Below are 16,727 nucleotides of genomic sequence, written 5' to 3' on the forward strand. Positions count from 1 at the left end.
AAAGGCATGAAGAACAAAAGGGGAGCTTGAAGCTCCCCTTTTTTTGTCCGCACGGGCCACAAGAGCCCGTGCATGGTTCGCTGAATCGCGTTCCTTTTACTTCCAGCCCTTGGCGGCCAGGCTGCGGTTCACCAGATCGGCGATCTGCTGATGACCGGCCGGAGTGGGATGGAAGCCATCCGAGAAAGCGTAAGTCTTCCACCAGTTGGCGCCACCGCTGACGCCGGCCGGGATGCTGGCCGACAGCGCTGTTTGCGTGCAGGTCGGGAAGGTGTAGGTCGGCAGGCCATCGGCGCCGGTGCCGGTTTGCGGGCAGGCCGGTGTCTTGACGTTGCTGAGGCCGTACTTGGCCGGATCGGCGAACTGGTCGTTCATCATGCTGTAGAAGTCGGCCACGGCAACCCGGGCTTCACCGGCAAAGCGGCTCTCCAGACGCTTGTTGAAGGCCGTGATCCAACTCTTGAACAAGGCTTCGGATTGAGCGCGAGCCGTGGCACCGGCGGTGCCGCCACCGCTGGCCAGGGCAATGCCATCCAGCACGCGCTGGAAGCGCGGCGTGATGGTGATGCTGGGCAGGTTCAGGACGACCACCTGCTGCGCGCCCTTGCCCAGCACATAGCTCTGAATGCCATCGGCAAACTTGTCGGCCAGGGCTTCCATGTAAGTGGCGCCGCCAGTGGCCATGGTGGCCGCACCGCCGGTCACGATGGTGGTGACCTGGCTGGCGCTCAGCACCGTGCCCAACAGGGTCGAGAAGGCAGCGGCCTTGTCTGTCGGAGCCTTGAGGTAGGCGCCGACCAGATCAGCGGCGTCATTGCCACCGCCATCGATCAGGGCCAGATCCGAAGCCTTGTAGGGGCCGGACAAAGAGGCGGTGATCATCTGCAGCACGATGCCGCGCGGATCGGAGGCATTGGTCTGGTTGATCACACCGCCACCGATGGCGTAGTTGCTGCAACCCGGCTTGCTGTTGGTGGTGAAGGTGGTACCGGTGAAGGCGTAGTAATTGCACAGGCTGCTGCCCATGCTGGCGGCAATGCGTTCCGGATAGATCTGCGTGTCGGCGCCTTGCACAGTGAATCGGAAGCCAAAAGTGCCGGAATCGGCCAGGCTGTCACCGAAGACCTTGACGGCCGTGATCTTGGCCGGCGCGGGAGCGTCGGGCACCGGGTCGCCATTGCCACCGCAGGCACTCAAGGCCAGGGCGGCAGCCAGCGGAACGAGGAGCTTCTGAAACTGTTGCATGGGACAACCTTTGCTTTTGCGAAGAGGGAGGCCGGGCCCCGATCGGGGCCTCGTCTTGGGGCTGAAGCGAACTCTAGGCACCAACTTGGCCCGGGGTTCTGCGTGTTTGCCCCAGAACGAGGCCTGAATTCGCTCCAAAAACCTGAATTTAGAGTGAATCCTCCAGGAACTTGTCACACGCGGGACAAGTTGTCGCCGGTCGGAAACAGGACGTCGGTGGATTTCAGGCTGTCAAGGCACAAGCTTGTGGATAAAAAAAGGACAAGCAGGGGTTTATCCACAGGGAAAGTGGAAAGTCCGGACTTGTTGTCGGTTGTGCAGTCTTCAATCCCGGGTCGTACCCACATGGTTTGAAGTGAGCTAAACCATTGAGCTCATTCATGAAAAACCACTTGTCCACAGAAAAGATCGCCCTCTACTAAGACTACCAACTTAAAAAATTGAAATACCTATGAATAAGAGAAGGGGAGAGATTCTTCAGAAGCTGCACAGTGCGCTGGAAGCGGGCTGAGGGCATGCCACACTTGCATCCCATGGACATCCAAGACCTGCAAAAGCGCTTGCGCAGCTTTGCTGCCGAACGCGACTGGCAGCCCTATCAAACCCCCAAGAACCTGGCCATGGCCCTGGTGGTGGAAGCCGCTGAGCTGGTGGAAATCTTTCAGTGGCTGACGCCCGAGGAATCCCAAGCCATTGCCCAAGACCCCGCCAAGCACCAGCATCTGGGCGAAGAGATCGCTGATGTCCTGCTCTACCTGCTGCAGATCGCCGACCAAAGTTCGGTGGATATCGCCGCCGCTGTCGAACGCAAGCTGGCCCTCAATGCCATCAAGCACCCGGTGCCCGCCAAAGCATGAGCGTGTTCAGCAAAGGCGTGGAGACGGTGGCCGTCATCGACTTTGAAACCTCGGGTCTGGGCCCTGGCAGTGGTGGCCGAGCCACCGAGATTGCCGCTGTGCTGGTACGGGGTGGTCAGATCGTCGATCGTTTTCAGAGCTTGATGCACACTGGCGTCTGGGTGCCTCCTTTCATCGAGCAACTCACTGGCATCAGCAACGCCATGCTGGACGACGCCCCGCCGGCGGCTGAGGTGATGCGCGAACTGGCCCAGTTCACCCGTGGCTGCCCTCTGGTGGCCCACAACGCCTCCTTCGATCGCGGCTTCTGGCAGGCGGAGATGGCTTGGGCGGGTTGCGAGCCGGATCCTGCACACGAGTTTGTCTGCACCGTGCTCCTGGCACGCCGTCTCTATGCCGATGCGCCCAACTGCAAGCTCGGCACCTTGGCGCGACATTTCCAACTGCCCGATTCGGGCCGGGCCCACCGTGCACTGGCCGATGCCAGCACCACGGCCCACCTGCTCTTGCGCATGAAGCAGGACGTGGCCGAGCGTTTCGCCGCGGATCTGGGGCCTTTGGCGGTGGACCATGCGGTCTTGTCCTGTCTGCAGCGCAGCAGCAAGACGGCCCTGAAGCGCGCCGTGCAAGCGCATGCCAAGGCCAGGCTGGGGGCGCAGGCCCTTCTTCTTTCGGCCTAGAAAATATCGCGCTGTCAAGCGCCAGCCCGGCGCGCAATGGCAAGCAAAATACCGCCCTTCCGTTTCGTGTTCCCGCACAAGAGCATTTGCCGCCCGGTCTGAGCCGATGGCGGCTGGTGGTTCGGAACTTCGGGAGTGGTTCGTTCTTGGTTTCCTTTTGAGTTCTTTCTTGTATGTCGAGTATTCAGGTTCGCCCCGCCACGCTGCGTGATGCCAAGGGCATTGCAGAAATCCATGTCGCGGCTTGGCAAGACGCCTACAAAGGTCTGCTGCCCGATTCCGTGCTGGACGCCCTGTCGGTGCAGAAGCGCCAAGCCTTCTGGCGCGAAGCGATCGATCTGTGCGAGCCCCAGGTGGTGGTGGCTCATATCGACAACGAGTTGATGGGCTTTGTCGGTTTCGACCGTTCGCGCGACAAGGGCACGCCTTCGAGCACCGGCGAGATCTGGGCCATGTATGTGAACCCCATCCATTGGGACAAGGGCGTGGGCTTGGCCTTGTGGGATGCGGCCCGCGATGGCCTGCAAGAAGAAGGCTGCACCAAGGTCACGCTGTGGACCTATCTGCGCAATGAACGTGCCTTGCGCTTCTTTGACCTGGCCGGCTTCAAGCGCGAGCTGGGCAGCGCCAAGACCACCGAAGTCGGTGGCGTTCGTCTGGAAGAACTGCGCTTGCATCGATCCCTGGTCTGAGCGCATCGGCGCTTTGGCGCCTGAGCTTCTCCAGCCTCATGACAACCAGCGGCCTTCGGGTTGCTGGTTTTTTTTCGTCCATTTTTTTGAAAGACCTAGCGCTTCATTCAAGCGGATTCTTGCAGCTGAAGAGATGCGTGTGTTTTTCGATGGCGACGGGCCAAAGTCAAAGCAAGGAGAGGGTAAAGTAATGCCCCCTTACTTTCTGAATTGACGACACGTGCTGGCCAAGCTGACTTCCAAGAATCAATTGACGCTTCCGAAAAGCGTGACCCAGCCCCTGGGACCCGTGCAGTACTTCGAGGTCCACACCCAAGCCGGCCAAATCATCCTGACCCCCGTGCGAATCCAGCGAGGCGACGCGCTGCGCGCCAAACTCGCCGAGCTCGACATCGACGCCAAAACCATCGAGTCCGCCCTGCGCTGGGCCGACAAAACCATCGAGACCCCGGCTCGAAAAAAAGCAGCCTCCGGAGGAAAAAAGCCTGCAGCTCAAAAAACGGTTCCGGTCAAAAAAACGCTGGCAAAACCATTGAGTGCCGCGAAATCGATCGCAACAAGAAACGCGGCGGCAAAAACACGCAAGGCGGCAGCGGTGAAAACCACTGAGACCGCGAAAGCAGCGCCCAAACCCCGCAGCGCCACCCGCAAGCAGGCGAGCCCCAAGCCGGTGTCGGCGCAAAAAGTCTTCGCGCGCACCAAGGCGGTGAAGCGGTGAGTCGGGTCCGCACGCGGTCCATGAAAGCCGTGCAGGCCCGCCGCGTCGTCCTGGACCTGCCTCTGCTCCTGCAGGCCTTGTTGTGCAGCGATGACGCCGCTCAGGCGCTGCGTCAGGCTTGGCAGTCCGGGGCTTGTGTGCCCTTGGTCAATGCCGAGATGGCGCAGGCCTTGATCACGGCCTTGCGTTTTCCTCGCCTGGCGCTCAGCGAGGTCCAGCAGCAGGAGCTTTTGGCTGATTTCCTGCCCTACGCCGAGGTGGTGGGGCCACCCGCGCAAGCGGATCGGCGACGTTCGCGCGAGGCTTCGCACGCCCTGGAACTGGCCTTGTCGCAGCATGCCAAGGCCGAGCTGTGGTTGTGCAGTGACCCGGCTCTGAGATTGCGCGGCCAGCGCTTGATCAGCCGCCGTCAGCTCCCGGGTTTGAAGGGCGTGAGCGGCGAAGAGTTTCTCGCCGGCCTGTCATCTGCTGGACACGATGTAACGGGTTAGTCTGCTAGGCTGCGCGCCTCAGCATCATGAATCGATTCGACCAAAGTTCTCCGACCACCGGTATGTGGCGGGTGGTGTTTTACGAGCGGCGCGCCAATCGTGTGCGCCTCGACCGATCCGGGCCCTGGCTCACCAGCAAGCAACTCGCCCGGCAATGGGCGAGCTGGTTCGGTGAGCGCGGTTACCACGTGGCTTTGCAGGATCAATCCGGGGAACTGGAACGGCTCACTGTGGGCCTGCCGGGCTGAGGCTCCCGATCACGGCTTGAGGTTCAGTGCAGACGCGGCCGGATGGCGGCCGGGCAGTAGCCGTGGTATTCCAAGGCCCAACCCTCGGTGGCACTGTGTTCGCAGTGGCTTTGCACATACTGGGCGCTGAGCTTCTTGGCGGCCGCCCGTTGCACCAGTGCTTCGGCTTGCGCCGGGCTCAGTTGAAGGGCGAACAGGGTCCAACGTCGCTGCAGAAGCGAGTCTGACCATGCATCCTCGAGGGCCCAGCGGATGTCCTCCTCGCGATCGAGTGACTTCACGGCCAGTACACGGGGGGCCAGGGCCAGCACAAAGCGGTTGAAGTCACCACGCAGCTTGTCGCTGGGCAGGAGGGCTTCGATGCGGGCCAGGCGCTGGCTCCAACCGGGGCGCGCCAGTTGGCGCGTCACCAGGGCTTGCAAGGCCTGGATGGGGTTGAACAGGCGCAAGCGGTTGGGTGGCAAGACATGAAGCGGGATGCGTGCAGCCTCCTCGTGGGGCAGGGCGGTGACAAAACTGCACAGGGTGGCGATGCGGGCCCATTGTGTGGCGTCCAGTCCCGCTGTCTGTCGGATCGGACCCTGTTGCAGGCTGCTCGCCAGGGCTGATGCACTGTGCCAATCATGGCTGGCCTTGGCGGCATTGGCTTGTCGGCTCAGGTTGACCAGATTGCCGGCGGCATAGCCGGCATCGTCACGCACGCGGTCGATGGATTTTTGCAGTGCATCGGCAGGCTTGTCATTCAGCGCCTGGCGCAGGATGGGGCAGAACGCCGAGTCGATCTGCTGCAGGAAATTGGGCGTCAGCTGCACCAGCTCAAAGCTGCGGCCGCGTGCCCAGGCATGGCTGCGCAGGGCCAGCCAGCGCTGGGTGTGGATGGTGGCGGGCAGGGTGCGAGCACCGAAGGTGGCGGCACCGGCCAGCCAGCCCTGGCGCAAGGGCGAGTTGGGGTAGAGGTGCTCGACCGGCGGGGTCAGGCCGTGGTGGGCATAGTCCCAGCCGAGCGCCTGGCCCAGGGCCTGGTGGGCCGGCAGCGGCGAGTTTGGGGTCAGGTCTTGCCCTTCCGGGCTTGAAGTGGCAGGGCTTACGTGGATGAAGGCCAGATCCTGTTGTCGTGCGGCGCCCGGCGTGGCGCTGGCGTTCACGGGGGTGAGGGTGCGTGCTGCGATCGATGCCATGGGAAATCTCCTGGTGCCGGTCACCACGAACTTGAGCGACCTTGTGGCACAGTGTCTGGGCTCTCTGGCTCATGACGTGAGCTACCGAAAAACAGGAGATCGCATGGATCGCACCGAGCGTTTCTACAAGATCGAGATGATGATTCGCAGCCGCGAATGCGTCAGTTTTGCCAGCTTGCTGGAGACACTGGAGGTGTCACCGGCCACCTTGAAGCGTGATCTGCAGTACCTGCGTGAGCGCATGGACGCGCCCATCGAATACGACGCCAGCGCCAATGGCTACCGTTTCGGCCAGCAATGGCGGGGCCGCCAGCACGAGTTGCCAGGGGTCTGGTTCAGCGAGAAAGAGCTGCATGCCTTGCTGACCATGCACCAGATGCTGTCCAGCCTGGACGAAGAGGGCATCCTGAGCCGACATCTGCAACCCATGTTCGACAAGCTGACCAGCATGCTGGGTGTGGATGAGGCCGAGGCCAAGGAGCTGACCCAGCGCATCAAGCTGATCAGCACGGCCCGCCGCCGCGTGGTGGCCGAGTGTTTTGAGACCGTGGGCAGTGCCGTGGTCAAACGCCAGCGCCTGAGCATGGGCTATCGCAGCCGCAGCCAGGGTGGTCGGGCGGGGCAGCTGCGCCGCCGCACGGTGTCACCCCAGCGCCTGGTTCATTACCGCAACACCTGGTATCTCGATGCCTGGTGCCATGACAGCGAGGGCTTTCGCCGCTTTGCGCTCGATGCCATGGAGGGCGTTGAGTTGCTGTCAGAGCGCGCCAAGGCCGTGCCGCTCAAGCAGTTGGAGGCGGAGCTGGATCAGGGTTACGGCATATTTGCCGGCGCCCAGGCCCAGCAAGCCCAGCTGCTGTTCAGCGCCGAGGCCGCGCAATGGGTGAGCAAGGAGGAATGGCACCCGAGCCAGCGCAGTGAGTGGCTGGACGACGGGCGCTGGCGCCTGGAGGTGCCCTATGTCGATGCCACCGAGCTCTTGATGGACTTGTTGCGCCATGCCGGCCAGGTCGACGTCCTGGGGCCGGCCAGCTTGCGCACGGCGTATGCCAAGCGCTTGCGCGGGGCGGTCGATGCTTTGGCTGCCTGAGGCAAGCCTCAGGCGTCGGAGCTCGGTGTTTCGTCCTGATCCAGGCGGGCCAGGCGCTCGCTGTGCCAGTAGATGTCGTCGCCGCCCAGGCCGTCCAGGTTGGCACGGTTGAGCACGCGGGCCAGCACGAAGAGCAGGTCGGACAGGCGGTTCAGGTACTGGCGCGGCGCGGCGTTGATGGTCTCCGAGGCGGCCAGGGTGACCACGGCGCGCTCGGCGCGGCGGGCCACGGTGCGGCAGACGTGAGCGATGGCGGCGCTGCGCGTGCCGGCCGGCAGGATGAACTCCTTGAGCCGGGGCAGGGCGGCGTTGTAATGGGCCAGGGCCTGGTCCAGGCGCAGCACGGCGCCTTCCTTGAGCAACTCGTAGCCGGGCATGCACAGCTCGCCGCCGAGATTGAACAGCTCGTGCTGGATGGTCACCAGCAGCTCACGCACATCCTCGGGCAGGGGCTCGGCCAGCAGCACCCCGAGGTTGGAATTGAGCTCGTCCACATCGCCCATGGCCTGCACGCGCAGGTGATCCTTGGGCACGCGGCTGCCATCGCCGAGGCCGGTGCTGCCGTCGTCACCGGTGCGGGTGGCAATATTGGAAAGTCGATTGGCCATGGGGCTTGCCGGGTCCGGCGTGGTCTGTGAAGAAGCCGGCATCTTGCCCCAAGTTCAATGGCCCGGTGGCTTCAGTGGCGACGGCCGCTGCGATGGAAAGCCGGCTTGTGGCCGGCCATTTGTGCGTGGCGCGGTGGCTCGGCGGGCGCACTGACTTTCAAGCCGGGGTCGTCACGCAAGGGTTTGGCTTCGGGCATGAGCGTCTGCAACAGGTTTTTCACGGCCAGGCGCAAGAGATCCAGCCGCAAAGCACCCACCAGAGCCAGCAGCAAAGCCAGCAAGATCAGCAGGGTCGAGAGATCAGCCATGGTGTTCAAGCCTCCATCGAACTGACAAACATCGGCAGAGCAGCCGATACGCCCATGGTGTCACGGCCTGGCGCTGTCGTCCACGGCTTTGACAGTCAGCCCTTGTTTCGCCCGTGTTTGTTTGCAGGAGGCAAGAAAAAAGCCACCGGGGTGAGCCGGTGGCTTTGGCAGGCCGAGGCGCCGCGTGAGCGGTATCGCGTCAGAACTGGCGGTTGTACTGCAGACCCAGCAGGGCCGAGTTCAGCTTGTAGCGGCCCTTGATGGTGGCGCAGCTGGAGGTGTTGCCGGACGGATTGCAGACGGCGGAGCCCGCGGCGTTGACCTGGGCACCGTTGTCGTACATATCGATCTGGCTCGGGGCCACACGGATGAAGCTCAGGGCGAAGTCGATGGAGTTCTTGCTGTCCAGCTTCCAGTTCAGGCCACCGGAGATCCAGGTGCGGTCATTGTCAGGAATCGAAGGGGTGCGGGTCGTGGCCTTGACCGGGCTTTGGTCGTAGGCGATGCCGGCGCGCAGCTTCAGGTCGTCGCTCCACTGATAGTTCAGACCGAAGGAGCCGCGGATGGTGTTGATCCAGTTCTCCGGGGTCAGCGAATCCGGCAGGTTGTTGGCGAAATCGATGCGCAGTTCGCTGAAACGCGAGTGGCGGGTCAGGGTCACATCACCCATCACGGCCAACTTGTCCTGCTGTTTGAAGAAGGACAGTGACAGCGACTCGGGCGTGTCGACCTTCAGGCTGGCGTCGCTGTTGGTGTAGAGGCCGACCAGACGTTGCTGCACCGTGGTGCCAGCGCCGGGCAGGGCGCCGTTCAGCAGCGTGGCCAGGTTGGCTGCCGGGGTGGCCACGTTCCAGACGGCTTCGCCCTTGAGCTTGTGCGCAATCTTGGAGCGGTAGGCGATGCCAAAACGGGTGTCTTGGTTGGGCGAATACATCAGACCCAGATTGAAGCCCAGGCCCCAATCCTTGCCTTCCACTTCCACGCCACCGGAGTACAGCGGGTTGCCGGAAGCGGCTTTGATCAGACCACCGAGGCGGTTGATGACGGCCGCACGCACCATATCGACCGGCACGCCGGGGGCAGAGTTGGCCGCGACCTGCTGTTCGATGATCAGGGCCAGTGCACCGGAGCCGAAGTCCGCACCCTTGGCCAGATTGCCTTCGATGTACTGCGCGGTCAGGCCTGCACCCACACTCAGCTTTTCATTGACCTTGAAGGCGATCGAGGGGTTCAGGGCGATGGTCTTGAGCTCGGTACCGATGCTGTTGTAGCGGCCGGCCCAGTCTTTGTCGTACTCGCTCTTGGAGCCGAAGGGCACGAAGAAGGCCATGCCGATCGAGGTGTCTGCGTTCAGCTTGTGGGTCAGGTAGGCATGGGGCACGGCGGTGGTGTGCACGAACTTGCCGCCGTTGCCACCCTTGGTGGGCAGGCCAAAGCTGGTGATGCTGCCTTGGTCTTCGAACGTGCCCTTGGGCAGGACCACGTTGAGAACACCGGAGGCTTGCGTGCCGTCCAGGCGGGTCATGCCGGCCGGGTTGTAGAACAGCACCGAAGCGTCCGAAGCTTCCGCGGTGTTGGCGTTCGCCGTGCCTTGGGCCGAGGCCGATTGCGAGCCGAAGTGGTAGCCGGAGGCCAGGGCGGATTGGGCGCACAGGCCGCCGATGACGGCCATGCCAAGCGCGGAAAGCTTGAATTTCATAATGTCTCCAGTGTTGTCGTGGTACGCCCTTTTGATGGGCTTTTTACCATTTTGATGATAGCCTGGGGCTACAAATTAGCGCCCGCGCAGATAGCGAATTAGAGCGATCTACCCACGGACGGTAGTCACATTGGAGACAACTTCGTGCAAATACGTACAAGTTCGGGAAACCCTCTCCGTATCAACCCTGTGTTTTCGGCCCTGGCCAGCGCTGCTTTGCTCTGTGCTTGTGGCGGAAATGGCGACAGCAACCCTTTGGCGCCTGAGCCGATCTCGGCGCCTGAGTTTTCCGCCGAGATCCGCTACACCAGCTACGGTGTGCCGCACATCAAGGCCGACAGCTTCAAGGGGGCGGGCTATGGCTATGGCTATGCCTTTGCCCAGGATCACATCTGCCTGTTTGCCCAGGAAATCATCACCCTGCGTGGCGAGCGTTCGCGCTTTTTTGGCGATGTCGATGCCAACGGCAAACCGGTCAACTACCTCGGGCAGTTTGGCGACTTCACGCCCAATCTGTCCTCGGACTTTTTCTACAAGGCCTTGATGACGCCAGCCCAGGCGCAGGCCATGAAGAACGGAGCCGGTGCGGAGGTGCGCGATCTGGTCGCCGGCTTTGTGGCCGGTTACAACCGCTACCTCAGCGACAAGGGCTTGAACGGCCTGCCGCTGGAATGCAAGGGCGCCGCCTGGGTGCGTCCGATGAACGAGGACGACGCCTACTTCCGCTTCACCCAGGCGGCCATCGCCGGCAGCTCGCTGCAGTTCATTCACGCCCTGGGCAGCGCCCAGCCACCGCTGGTGAAGCCGGCGGGCGCCGAGCCGGTGCTGCTGTCGGCCAAGGCCTTGCGCGCCAAGTCCACCCAGCTCGCCCTGGCGCGCACACCCCTGCTGCAGGGCTTGCGCCAGCTGGAAGAGCATGTGATCGGCTCCAATGGTTATGGCCTGGGCAAGGGTGCCACGCAGAGCGGGGCCGGCATGGTGCTGGGCAACCCGCACTTTCCTTGGTGGGGCGCATTGCGTCTGCACCAGCTGCACCTGACCATCCCAGGCAAGTACGACGTCATGGGGGCCACGCTGCTCGGCGCGGTGGTGCCCCTGATCGGCTTCAACAAGGATGTGGCCTGGACCCACACCTTCTCGACCGACAACCGCTTCACGCTGTTTCAGCTCAAGCTTGATCCGGCCGATCCGACGCGCTACTGGGTCGATGGGGGCTACAAGCCCATGAGCCAGACGCCGCTGTCGGTGCAGGCCTTGCAGCCCGATGGCAGCCTCAAGACCATCACGCGCACGCTCTACAGCACTGACTTTGGACCGATGGTCAGCGATGGCGCCAGCTTTGCCTGGAGCGGTGCGGCTGGCTTCGCGCTGCGTGACGCCAACTACAGCAACACCAAGCTGCTGGACCAGGCCCTGCTCAACGGCAAGGCCAGCAGCGCCGAGAGCCTGCGCGAGAACCTGGCCACCTTCAACGCCTTGCCCTGGGTCAACACCATGGCTGCGGACAAGAGCGGCCGCGCGCTCTATGCCAATTACTCGGTGGCGGCCAATGTCAGCGACGCCCAGCTGGCCAGCTGCGTGAACAGCCCCACCGGTCAGTTCCTGCTGGCCACGCGTGGCCTGGTGCTGATGGATGGCAGCAAGTCGGCCTGCAACTGGAATGGCGCCATCCCCGCGGCCCAGCGGCCTTATGTCTTGCGCGATGACTTCATCGTCAACGCCAACGACAGCCACTGGCTGCCCAACGATCAGGTGCGGCTGAGCGGCTACCCCAAGATCATCGCCACCGGCCCCAATGCCGAAGGCGCTCCTCAAGGCGAACGCACCCGCATGGGCATTGCCCAGGCCCTGGATCGCATCGAGGGCCGCGATGGCCTGGCCGGCAAGGGCTTCACCCTGGCCCAGCTGCAGCAGGTCTACCAGAAGGCCCGTTTCTTCAAGGCCGAGCAATGGCTGGACGAGTTCCTGGCCGCGGCCTGCAGCGGCACGTCGCCCAGCACCAAGGACAGCACAGGCAAGCTGACCGATCTCAGCAAGGCCTGCGCCGTGCTGGCCGCTTGGAAGAAGACCGAGGGCCTGCTCGACCCGGGGGCTTTGCTGTTCCGCAAGTTCTACGAACTCTCGGGTGAGCTCAAGGACGCCAGCTACTGGCGCGTGGCCTACAACCCGGCCGATCCGGTTGACACCCCGCGCGGCTTCAACACCGCCAACAGCAAAGCGGCCACCTTGCTGGCCGATGCGGTGCAATGGTTCGCCACCCAGAACATCCCGCTCGAAGAGGTGACGGCCCGTCGGCAGATCATCGTGCGCGACAGCGCACCCATCCCCATTCCTGGCGGCCCCTACACCTTCAACAATGTCCGCGGCAATCTCAATGCCGGCCTGTATGGTGACCCGGTCTACGGCAACAGCTATATGCAGTTCGTCACCTTCGATGCCAAGGGACCGGTGGCCGAGGGGGTGTTGACCTACTCGCAGTCCAGCCACATCCTCTCGCCCCATTTCTCGGACCAGACCAAGGTCTATTCGGACATCTACATGAAGGGTGGTGCCTGGATCAAGCTGCCGTTCAGTGAGGCTGAGATCCAGGCCGATCCCAACTACCGCAGCATCCGGCTCAGCGAATGAGGGCTTTGGCCGATTCTGCGCAGGCACCGTTTTCTCTGCCGGACGAGGTCTTGCAGGCTTTGCGCCGGCGCTTTGGTGCCCGCTGCAGCACCGCACTGGCTCAGCGCGAACTGCATGGTCGAGACGAGTCGCCCTTCGACGTGGCGCCGCCCGATGCCGTGGTTTTTGCCGAGAGCAACGAGGAGGTGGCCTTCGTGCTGCAACTGGCGCAGCAGCACCGCGTGCCCGTCATTCCCTACGGCACCGGCACCTCACTCGAAGGTCATTTGCTGGCGGTGCAGGGCGGCATCAGCCTGGACCTGAGCCGGATGAAGTCCATCCTGCAGCTGCATTCCGAGGACCTGACGGTCACCGTGCAGGCCGGCGTGACCCGCCAGCAGCTGAACCAGGAGATCCGCCACAGCGGCCTGTTCTTTCCCATCGACCCGGGGGCCGATGCCTCGCTGGGCGGCATGGCCGCCACACGCGCCAGTGGCACGAATGCGGTGCGCTACGGCACCATGCGCGAGAACGTGCTGGGCCTGACCGTGCTGACCGCCAGCGGCGAGCAGATCCGCACCGGCAGCCGCGCGCGCAAGAGCAGTGCCGGCTATGACTTGACCCGCTTGTTCGTGGGCAGCGAGGGCACGCTGGGCGTGATCACCGAGCTGACCTTGCGTCTGTATCCGCTGCCCGAGGCGGTGTCGGCTGCCATCTGCTTTTTCCCCAGCATCGATGCCGCGGTTCAGACCACCATCGCCATCATCCAGATGGGCATTCCGATCGCCCGCTGCGAGCTGCTCGATGCCCATGCCGTGCGCGCCGTCAATGCCCATGACCATCTGGGCCTGCGTGAATCACCGATGTTGCTGATGGAGTTCCATGGCTCGGCCGCCAGCGTGGCCGAGCAGGCGCAGAGCGTGCAGGCGCTGGCAGCGGAGCAGGGCGGCGAGGCCTTTGAATGGGCCAGCACGCCCGAGGCGCGCACGCGGCTGTGGACAGCCCGCCACCATGCTTACCTGTCAGCCCTGCAGACCCGCCCCGGCTGCCGCTGTGTGACCACCGACACCTGCGTGCCCATCTCGCGCCTGGCCGAGAGCATCAATGAATCGGTGCGCGAGGTCGAGGCCACCGATCTGCCCTATTTCATCGTCGGCCATGTCGGCGACGGCAATTTCCATATGGGCTATTTGATCGACCCGCAGCAACCCGCGGAGCGGGAGCTGGCCGAGCGCCTGAGCGCGCAGATGGTGGCCCGCGCCCTGCGTCTGGGCGGCACCTGCACCGGCGAGCATGGCATCGGCCTGCACAAGCAGGGCTTTCTGCTCGACGAGGCCGGGCCGGGCGCGGTGGCCCTGATGCGCAGCATCAAGGCGGCGCTGGACCCGGCCCAGATCATGAACCCGGGCAAGATCTTTGCGAGCTGAGGGCTTGTGCAGCCCGCAGCTCGCGCGGGATCACAAGGCCTTGACGCTGTAGCTGAGCGTGCTGCCGCTGTAGCTGGCCAGCACCTGGTAGTTCTTGGCCACGCCGCCGCTGCTCAGCTGCACACGGTAGCTGACTTGGCTGCTGCTGCTCGATTCCACCGTGATCAAGGCGCTGTCCTTGCCGGTGGTCAGCGTGGCGCTGGAGCCTTGCAGCGGGCGGCCGTTGCTGGTCTGCCAGTTGCTGAACTGGGTGTCCACAAACGCCTTGCTGTCGCTCCAGTGGGCGCTGCGCAGCTTGCTGTGGCCGAGGCTGTAGTTGTTGGCGTCGGTGACGCTGAGCTCATTCAGCCCCGCGTATTGCACGCCGTTCAGGGTCAGGCTGGGCTTGCCCTGGCCGTCCACTTCCAGGAGCGCCACGGCTGTCAACGGGCCAAAGCTTTCGCCGCCGCCGGAGGCGCTCAGCTTGTCGAAGCTCAGCTGCAGCCGGACGTTGTTGCCTGGGTTGTCGAGATTGCTGATGGCGGTCAGGAAATCGATGCGCATGCCGCCGTCGATGCTGAGGCTCTGGCCATCGGCGATGCCGCTGATCTTGTCAAAGCGCATGCTGATGTAGCTGCCGGCCGGCAAGGACGTGGCGCTGTTGCTCACATTGGTGTCCACCACGATGGAGCCGCTGCAGTTGCGGATGACGCTGATGCCCAGGCTGCTGCAGCTGACGGTGGTGGTCTCCAGGATCTTGCGGCGCTCGGGTTCAGCGGCGCTGGGCTTGGGGCTGTTCTGGCGGCCGCTCATCAGCTCGCCGAAGGGCAGGAACAGATTGCTGGGGTCCTCGCTGCGGCGCACCAGGTCGGCCGCGGCGGCTGTGGTGGCCTTGACGCTGTCCTGCGCCACTTCGCTGCTTTGGGCCAGGGTGCCGGCCGTGGTCGGCGGGGCAATCAGCTTGGTCGGCTCAGGCACCGGTGTTGGCACGGGAACGACCTGGGTGTTGTCACTGCCGCCCCCACCGCCACAGGCACTGAGGCCCAGGCTGCCAAGGCCGATCAGCAACCAGGCCGCAGGCGTGGCGATGCGATGCTTGGGGAAAGCGGTGCGAGGGGTCAGCGTCCGGGTCGTGATCATCATCTCAGCCTCCGAGTCTTGAGGCTGGTGATGGTACGGGGCTTGTGTGACGCCGAGATTCCCCCTGAGTGGTGAGTTAGGTGGCTTTGTGCCAGGTGCTGCTGGATGCTCCCTTCCGGGGCTGGCAGAGCCACCGAGCCCACCCGAGGGCGGCTCGGTGGCCTCATCATCCGTGCGGCGGCGCCGGCACGCTCCAGCGCCGGCTGATGTCGCCGGCCTCGTTGACGCTCTCCAGCTGCACGCCAAAGCCCCAGAGCCGGGCCACATGCTTGAGCACCTCTTGCGCGCTGTCGTGCAGAGGTCGGCCCATGTGCTGGGTGTGGCGCAGGGTCAGGGAGCGGTCGCCGCGCAGATTGACGTTCCAGACCTGGATATTGGGCTCGCGGGTGCTGAGGTCGTATTGGCGCGACAAGGCTTCGCGCACATGCTGGTAGCCGCTCTCGTCGTGGATGGCCGAGATCTCGTACTCGGACTGCTTTTCATCGTCGAGGATGGAGAAGAGCCGGAACTCGCGCATCAGATGCGGGCTCAGGTACTGGCCGATGAAGCTCTCGTCCTTGAAGTTGCGCATGGCATGGTCCAGCGTGGGCAACCAGTCGCCGCCGGCGATGTCGGGGAACCAGCGCCGGTCTTCCTCGGTGGGCTTTTCGCAGATGCGCTTGATGTCGGTGTACATGGCGAAACCCAGGGCATAGGGGTTCAGATTGGCCATGGGCTGTTGCGCCACCACATTGGTGTGCGACTTTAGCCATTCGATCATCATGCCGTCGCTGAGATAGCCGTCGTCATACATCTGGTTCAGCAGGCGGTGGTGCCAGAAGGTGGCCCAGCCCTCGTTCATCACCTGGGTCTGGCGCTGCGGGTAGAAGTACTGGGCGATCTTGCGCACGATGCGTACGATCTCGCGCTGCCAGGGCTCCAGCAGGGGTGCGTTCTTTTCGATGAAGTAGAGGAGGTTCTCTTGCGGCTCGTCGGGGAAGCGGCGGGTAGCCGCGGCTTCATCGCCCTTCTCGACGCGTTTGGGCAGGGTGCGCCAGAGCTCGTTGATCTGAAGCTGGGCATGGGCCTCGCGGTCGGCCAGGCGGCTGCGTTCCTGGGCCAGGGACAGCTTGGCCGGGCGGCGATAACGGTCGACGCCGTAGGACATCAGCGCATGGCAGGAATCCAGCACCTGCTCGACCTGGGCCAGGCCGTGGCGCTGCTCGCAGTCGGCGACGAAGTTCTTGGCATAGACCAGGTAGTCGATGATGCTGGACGCGTCGGTCCACATGCGGAACAGGTAATTGCCTTTGAAGAAGCTGTTGTGGCCGTAGCTGGCGTGGGCGATCACCAGGGCCTGCATGGCCATGGAGTTCTCTTCCATCAGGTAGGCGATGCAAGGGTCGGAGTTGATGACGATCTCGTAGGCCAGGCCCATCTGGCCGCGCTTGTAGTTGCGCTCGGTGGCGATGAACTCCTTGCCATAGCTCCAGTGCCGGTAATTGACCGGCATGCCCACCGAGGCGTAGGCGTCCATCATCTGCTCGGCGGTGATGATCTCGAGCTGGTTGGGGTAGGTGTCCAGGCCGTAGCGCTCGGCGGTGGCGCGAATGACGTCGTGGTACTCGTCGATCAGCTCGAAGGTCCAGTCGCTGGGCGAGGGCAGGGGCTGGGCCGGGCGGGGGCCGGCGGGCTTCATCTCGCGCAGGGGCGCCCGTGTGCGGCGGCCGCCGTATTCATCGGTCAAGGGGGCGATGCCGATCTGGCGGCGGTTTTCGATC

General features: G+C 63.7%; 16 protein-coding genes. 9 read left to right on the top strand and 7 right to left on the bottom strand.

From position 1 onward, the window contains the following. Positions 1-96: 96 nt before the first annotated feature. Positions 97-1,245 carry an SGNH/GDSL hydrolase family protein gene (locus C1O66_RS15905; protein WP_102768779.1) on the bottom strand — a complete coding sequence of 383 codons (1,149 nt, stop codon included), beginning with the start codon at positions 1,243-1,245 and terminating at the stop codon, positions 97-99. Between the two features lie 533 nt (positions 1,246-1,778). Here C1O66_RS15905 and C1O66_RS15910 point away from each other — a divergent pair. The 6 genes from C1O66_RS15910 to C1O66_RS15935 all read left to right on the top strand — a co-directional run bounded on the left by C1O66_RS15910 (position 1,779) and on the right by C1O66_RS15935 (position 4,931). Next, positions 1,779-2,102: a nucleotide pyrophosphohydrolase gene (locus tag C1O66_RS15910; RefSeq protein ID WP_102768780.1), complete on the top strand. Its 324-nt coding sequence runs from the start codon at positions 1,779-1,781 to the stop codon at positions 2,100-2,102. Next, positions 2,099-2,782, top strand: a complete 684-nt coding sequence (locus C1O66_RS15915; protein WP_102768781.1) for a 3'-5' exonuclease — start codon at positions 2,099-2,101, stop codon at positions 2,780-2,782. The genes C1O66_RS15910 and C1O66_RS15915 overlap by 4 nt, the downstream gene beginning before the upstream one ends. Before the next feature lie 173 nt (positions 2,783-2,955). Next, a complete protein-coding gene (locus tag C1O66_RS15920) occupies positions 2,956-3,474 on the top strand; it encodes a GNAT family N-acetyltransferase (protein ID WP_102768782.1) in 519 nt (172 codons plus the stop codon). 220 nt (positions 3,475-3,694) lie between these two features. Continuing rightward, a complete protein-coding gene (locus C1O66_RS24445) occupies positions 3,695-4,192 on the top strand; it encodes an AbrB/MazE/SpoVT family DNA-binding domain-containing protein (protein WP_243392825.1) in 498 nt (165 codons plus the stop codon). Positions 4,193-4,212: 20 nt separating this feature from the next. Then, complete coding sequence (locus tag C1O66_RS15930) at positions 4,213-4,683, top strand: PIN domain-containing protein (protein WP_102768783.1); 471 nt, start codon at positions 4,213-4,215, stop codon at positions 4,681-4,683. A 26-nt stretch (positions 4,684-4,709) separates the two neighbouring features. Then, entirely contained in the window at positions 4,710-4,931 is a 222-nt protein-coding gene (locus tag C1O66_RS15935; RefSeq protein WP_133155244.1) for a hypothetical protein, read from the top strand. A gap of 23 nt (positions 4,932-4,954) precedes the next feature. On the opposite strand, the gene C1O66_RS15940 is transcribed toward C1O66_RS15935, so the two are convergent. Then, entirely contained in the window at positions 4,955-6,109 is a 1,155-nt protein-coding gene (locus tag C1O66_RS15940; protein ID WP_102768785.1) for a hypothetical protein, read from the bottom strand. A 103-nt stretch (positions 6,110-6,212) separates the two neighbouring features. Between C1O66_RS15940 and C1O66_RS15945 the strand changes: the two genes are divergently transcribed. Then, positions 6,213-7,199: a helix-turn-helix transcriptional regulator gene (locus C1O66_RS15945; protein ID WP_102768786.1), complete on the top strand. Its 987-nt coding sequence runs from the start codon at positions 6,213-6,215 to the stop codon at positions 7,197-7,199. 8 nt (positions 7,200-7,207) lie between these two features. Here the strand turns inward: C1O66_RS15945 and C1O66_RS15950 are convergent, their stop codons facing one another. From C1O66_RS15950 to C1O66_RS15960, 3 genes are all read right to left on the bottom strand, one after another. After that, positions 7,208-7,807: a cob(I)yrinic acid a,c-diamide adenosyltransferase gene (locus C1O66_RS15950; protein ID WP_102768787.1), complete on the bottom strand. Its 600-nt coding sequence runs from the start codon at positions 7,805-7,807 to the stop codon at positions 7,208-7,210. 71 nt (positions 7,808-7,878) lie between these two features. Next, on the bottom strand, positions 7,879-8,115 hold the full coding sequence (locus C1O66_RS15955; protein ID WP_102768788.1) for a hypothetical protein: 237 nt from the start codon (positions 8,113-8,115) through the stop codon (positions 7,879-7,881). Between the two features lie 199 nt (positions 8,116-8,314). Further along, entirely contained in the window at positions 8,315-9,814 is a 1,500-nt protein-coding gene (locus tag C1O66_RS15960) for an OmpP1/FadL family transporter (protein ID WP_102768789.1), read from the bottom strand. A 255-nt stretch (positions 9,815-10,069) separates the two neighbouring features. On the opposite strand from C1O66_RS15960, the gene C1O66_RS15965 reads away from it, so the two are divergent. After that, the gene (locus C1O66_RS15965; protein WP_165794637.1) at positions 10,070-12,442 is read left to right on the top strand and encodes a penicillin acylase family protein; all 2,373 of its coding nucleotides are present in this window, start codon (positions 10,070-10,072) and stop codon (positions 12,440-12,442) included. Next, positions 12,439-13,848, top strand: a complete 1,410-nt coding sequence (locus C1O66_RS15970; protein ID WP_102768791.1) for an FAD-binding oxidoreductase — start codon at positions 12,439-12,441, stop codon at positions 13,846-13,848. Before C1O66_RS15965 ends, C1O66_RS15970 begins: the two co-directional genes overlap by 4 nt. Positions 13,849-13,878: 30 nt before the next feature. On the opposite strand, the gene C1O66_RS15975 is transcribed toward C1O66_RS15970, so the two are convergent. Together C1O66_RS15975 and C1O66_RS15980 are read right to left on the bottom strand one after the other, a co-directional pair. Further along, positions 13,879-14,970 (bottom strand): hypothetical protein, encoded by a 1,092-nt coding sequence (locus C1O66_RS15975; RefSeq protein WP_102768792.1) that lies wholly within the window; start codon positions 14,968-14,970, stop codon positions 13,879-13,881. Positions 14,971-15,133: 163 nt separating this feature from the next. Further along, complete coding sequence (locus tag C1O66_RS15980) at positions 15,134-16,645, bottom strand: SpoVR family protein (protein WP_243392887.1); 1,512 nt, start codon at positions 16,643-16,645, stop codon at positions 15,134-15,136. Between the last annotated feature and the right edge of the window lie 82 nt (positions 16,646-16,727).

The sequence above is a fragment of the Paucibacter aquatile genome (assembly GCF_002885975.1).
In the GTDB taxonomy this organism is placed as follows: domain Bacteria; phylum Pseudomonadota; class Gammaproteobacteria; order Burkholderiales; family Burkholderiaceae_C; genus Paucibacter_A; species Paucibacter_A aquatilis.

Excerpts from the sequence above, each read along its gene's own strand:
- C1O66_RS15905 (WP_102768779.1), bottom strand. The coding sequence starts at position 1,245 with ATGCAACAGTTTCAGAAGCTCCTCGTTCCGCTGGCTGCCGCCCTGGCC.
- C1O66_RS15910 (WP_102768780.1), top strand. The coding sequence starts at position 1,779 with ATGGACATCCAAGACCTGCAAAAGCGCTTGCGCAGCTTTGCTGCCGAA.
- C1O66_RS15915 (WP_102768781.1), top strand. The coding sequence starts at position 2,099 with ATGAGCGTGTTCAGCAAAGGCGTGGAGACGGTGGCCGTCATCGACTTT.
- C1O66_RS15920 (WP_102768782.1), top strand. The coding sequence starts at position 2,956 with ATGTCGAGTATTCAGGTTCGCCCCGCCACGCTGCGTGATGCCAAGGGC.
- C1O66_RS15930 (WP_102768783.1), top strand. The coding sequence starts at position 4,213 with ATGAAAGCCGTGCAGGCCCGCCGCGTCGTCCTGGACCTGCCTCTGCTC.
- C1O66_RS15935 (WP_133155244.1), top strand. The coding sequence starts at position 4,710 with ATGAATCGATTCGACCAAAGTTCTCCGACCACCGGTATGTGGCGGGTG.
- C1O66_RS15940 (WP_102768785.1), bottom strand. The coding sequence starts at position 6,109 with ATGGCATCGATCGCAGCACGCACCCTCACCCCCGTGAACGCCAGCGCC.
- C1O66_RS15945 (WP_102768786.1), top strand. The coding sequence starts at position 6,213 with ATGGATCGCACCGAGCGTTTCTACAAGATCGAGATGATGATTCGCAGC.
- C1O66_RS15950 (WP_102768787.1), bottom strand. The coding sequence starts at position 7,807 with ATGGCCAATCGACTTTCCAATATTGCCACCCGCACCGGTGACGACGGC.
- C1O66_RS15955 (WP_102768788.1), bottom strand. The coding sequence starts at position 8,115 with ATGGCTGATCTCTCGACCCTGCTGATCTTGCTGGCTTTGCTGCTGGCT.
- C1O66_RS15960 (WP_102768789.1), bottom strand. The coding sequence starts at position 9,814 with ATGAAATTCAAGCTTTCCGCGCTTGGCATGGCCGTCATCGGCGGCCTG.
- C1O66_RS15970 (WP_102768791.1), top strand. The coding sequence starts at position 12,439 with ATGAGGGCTTTGGCCGATTCTGCGCAGGCACCGTTTTCTCTGCCGGAC.
- C1O66_RS15975 (WP_102768792.1), bottom strand. The coding sequence starts at position 14,970 with ATGATGATCACGACCCGGACGCTGACCCCTCGCACCGCTTTCCCCAAG.
- C1O66_RS15980 (WP_243392887.1), bottom strand. The coding sequence starts at position 16,645 with ATGAAGCCCGCCGGCCCCCGCCCGGCCCAGCCCCTGCCCTCGCCCAGC.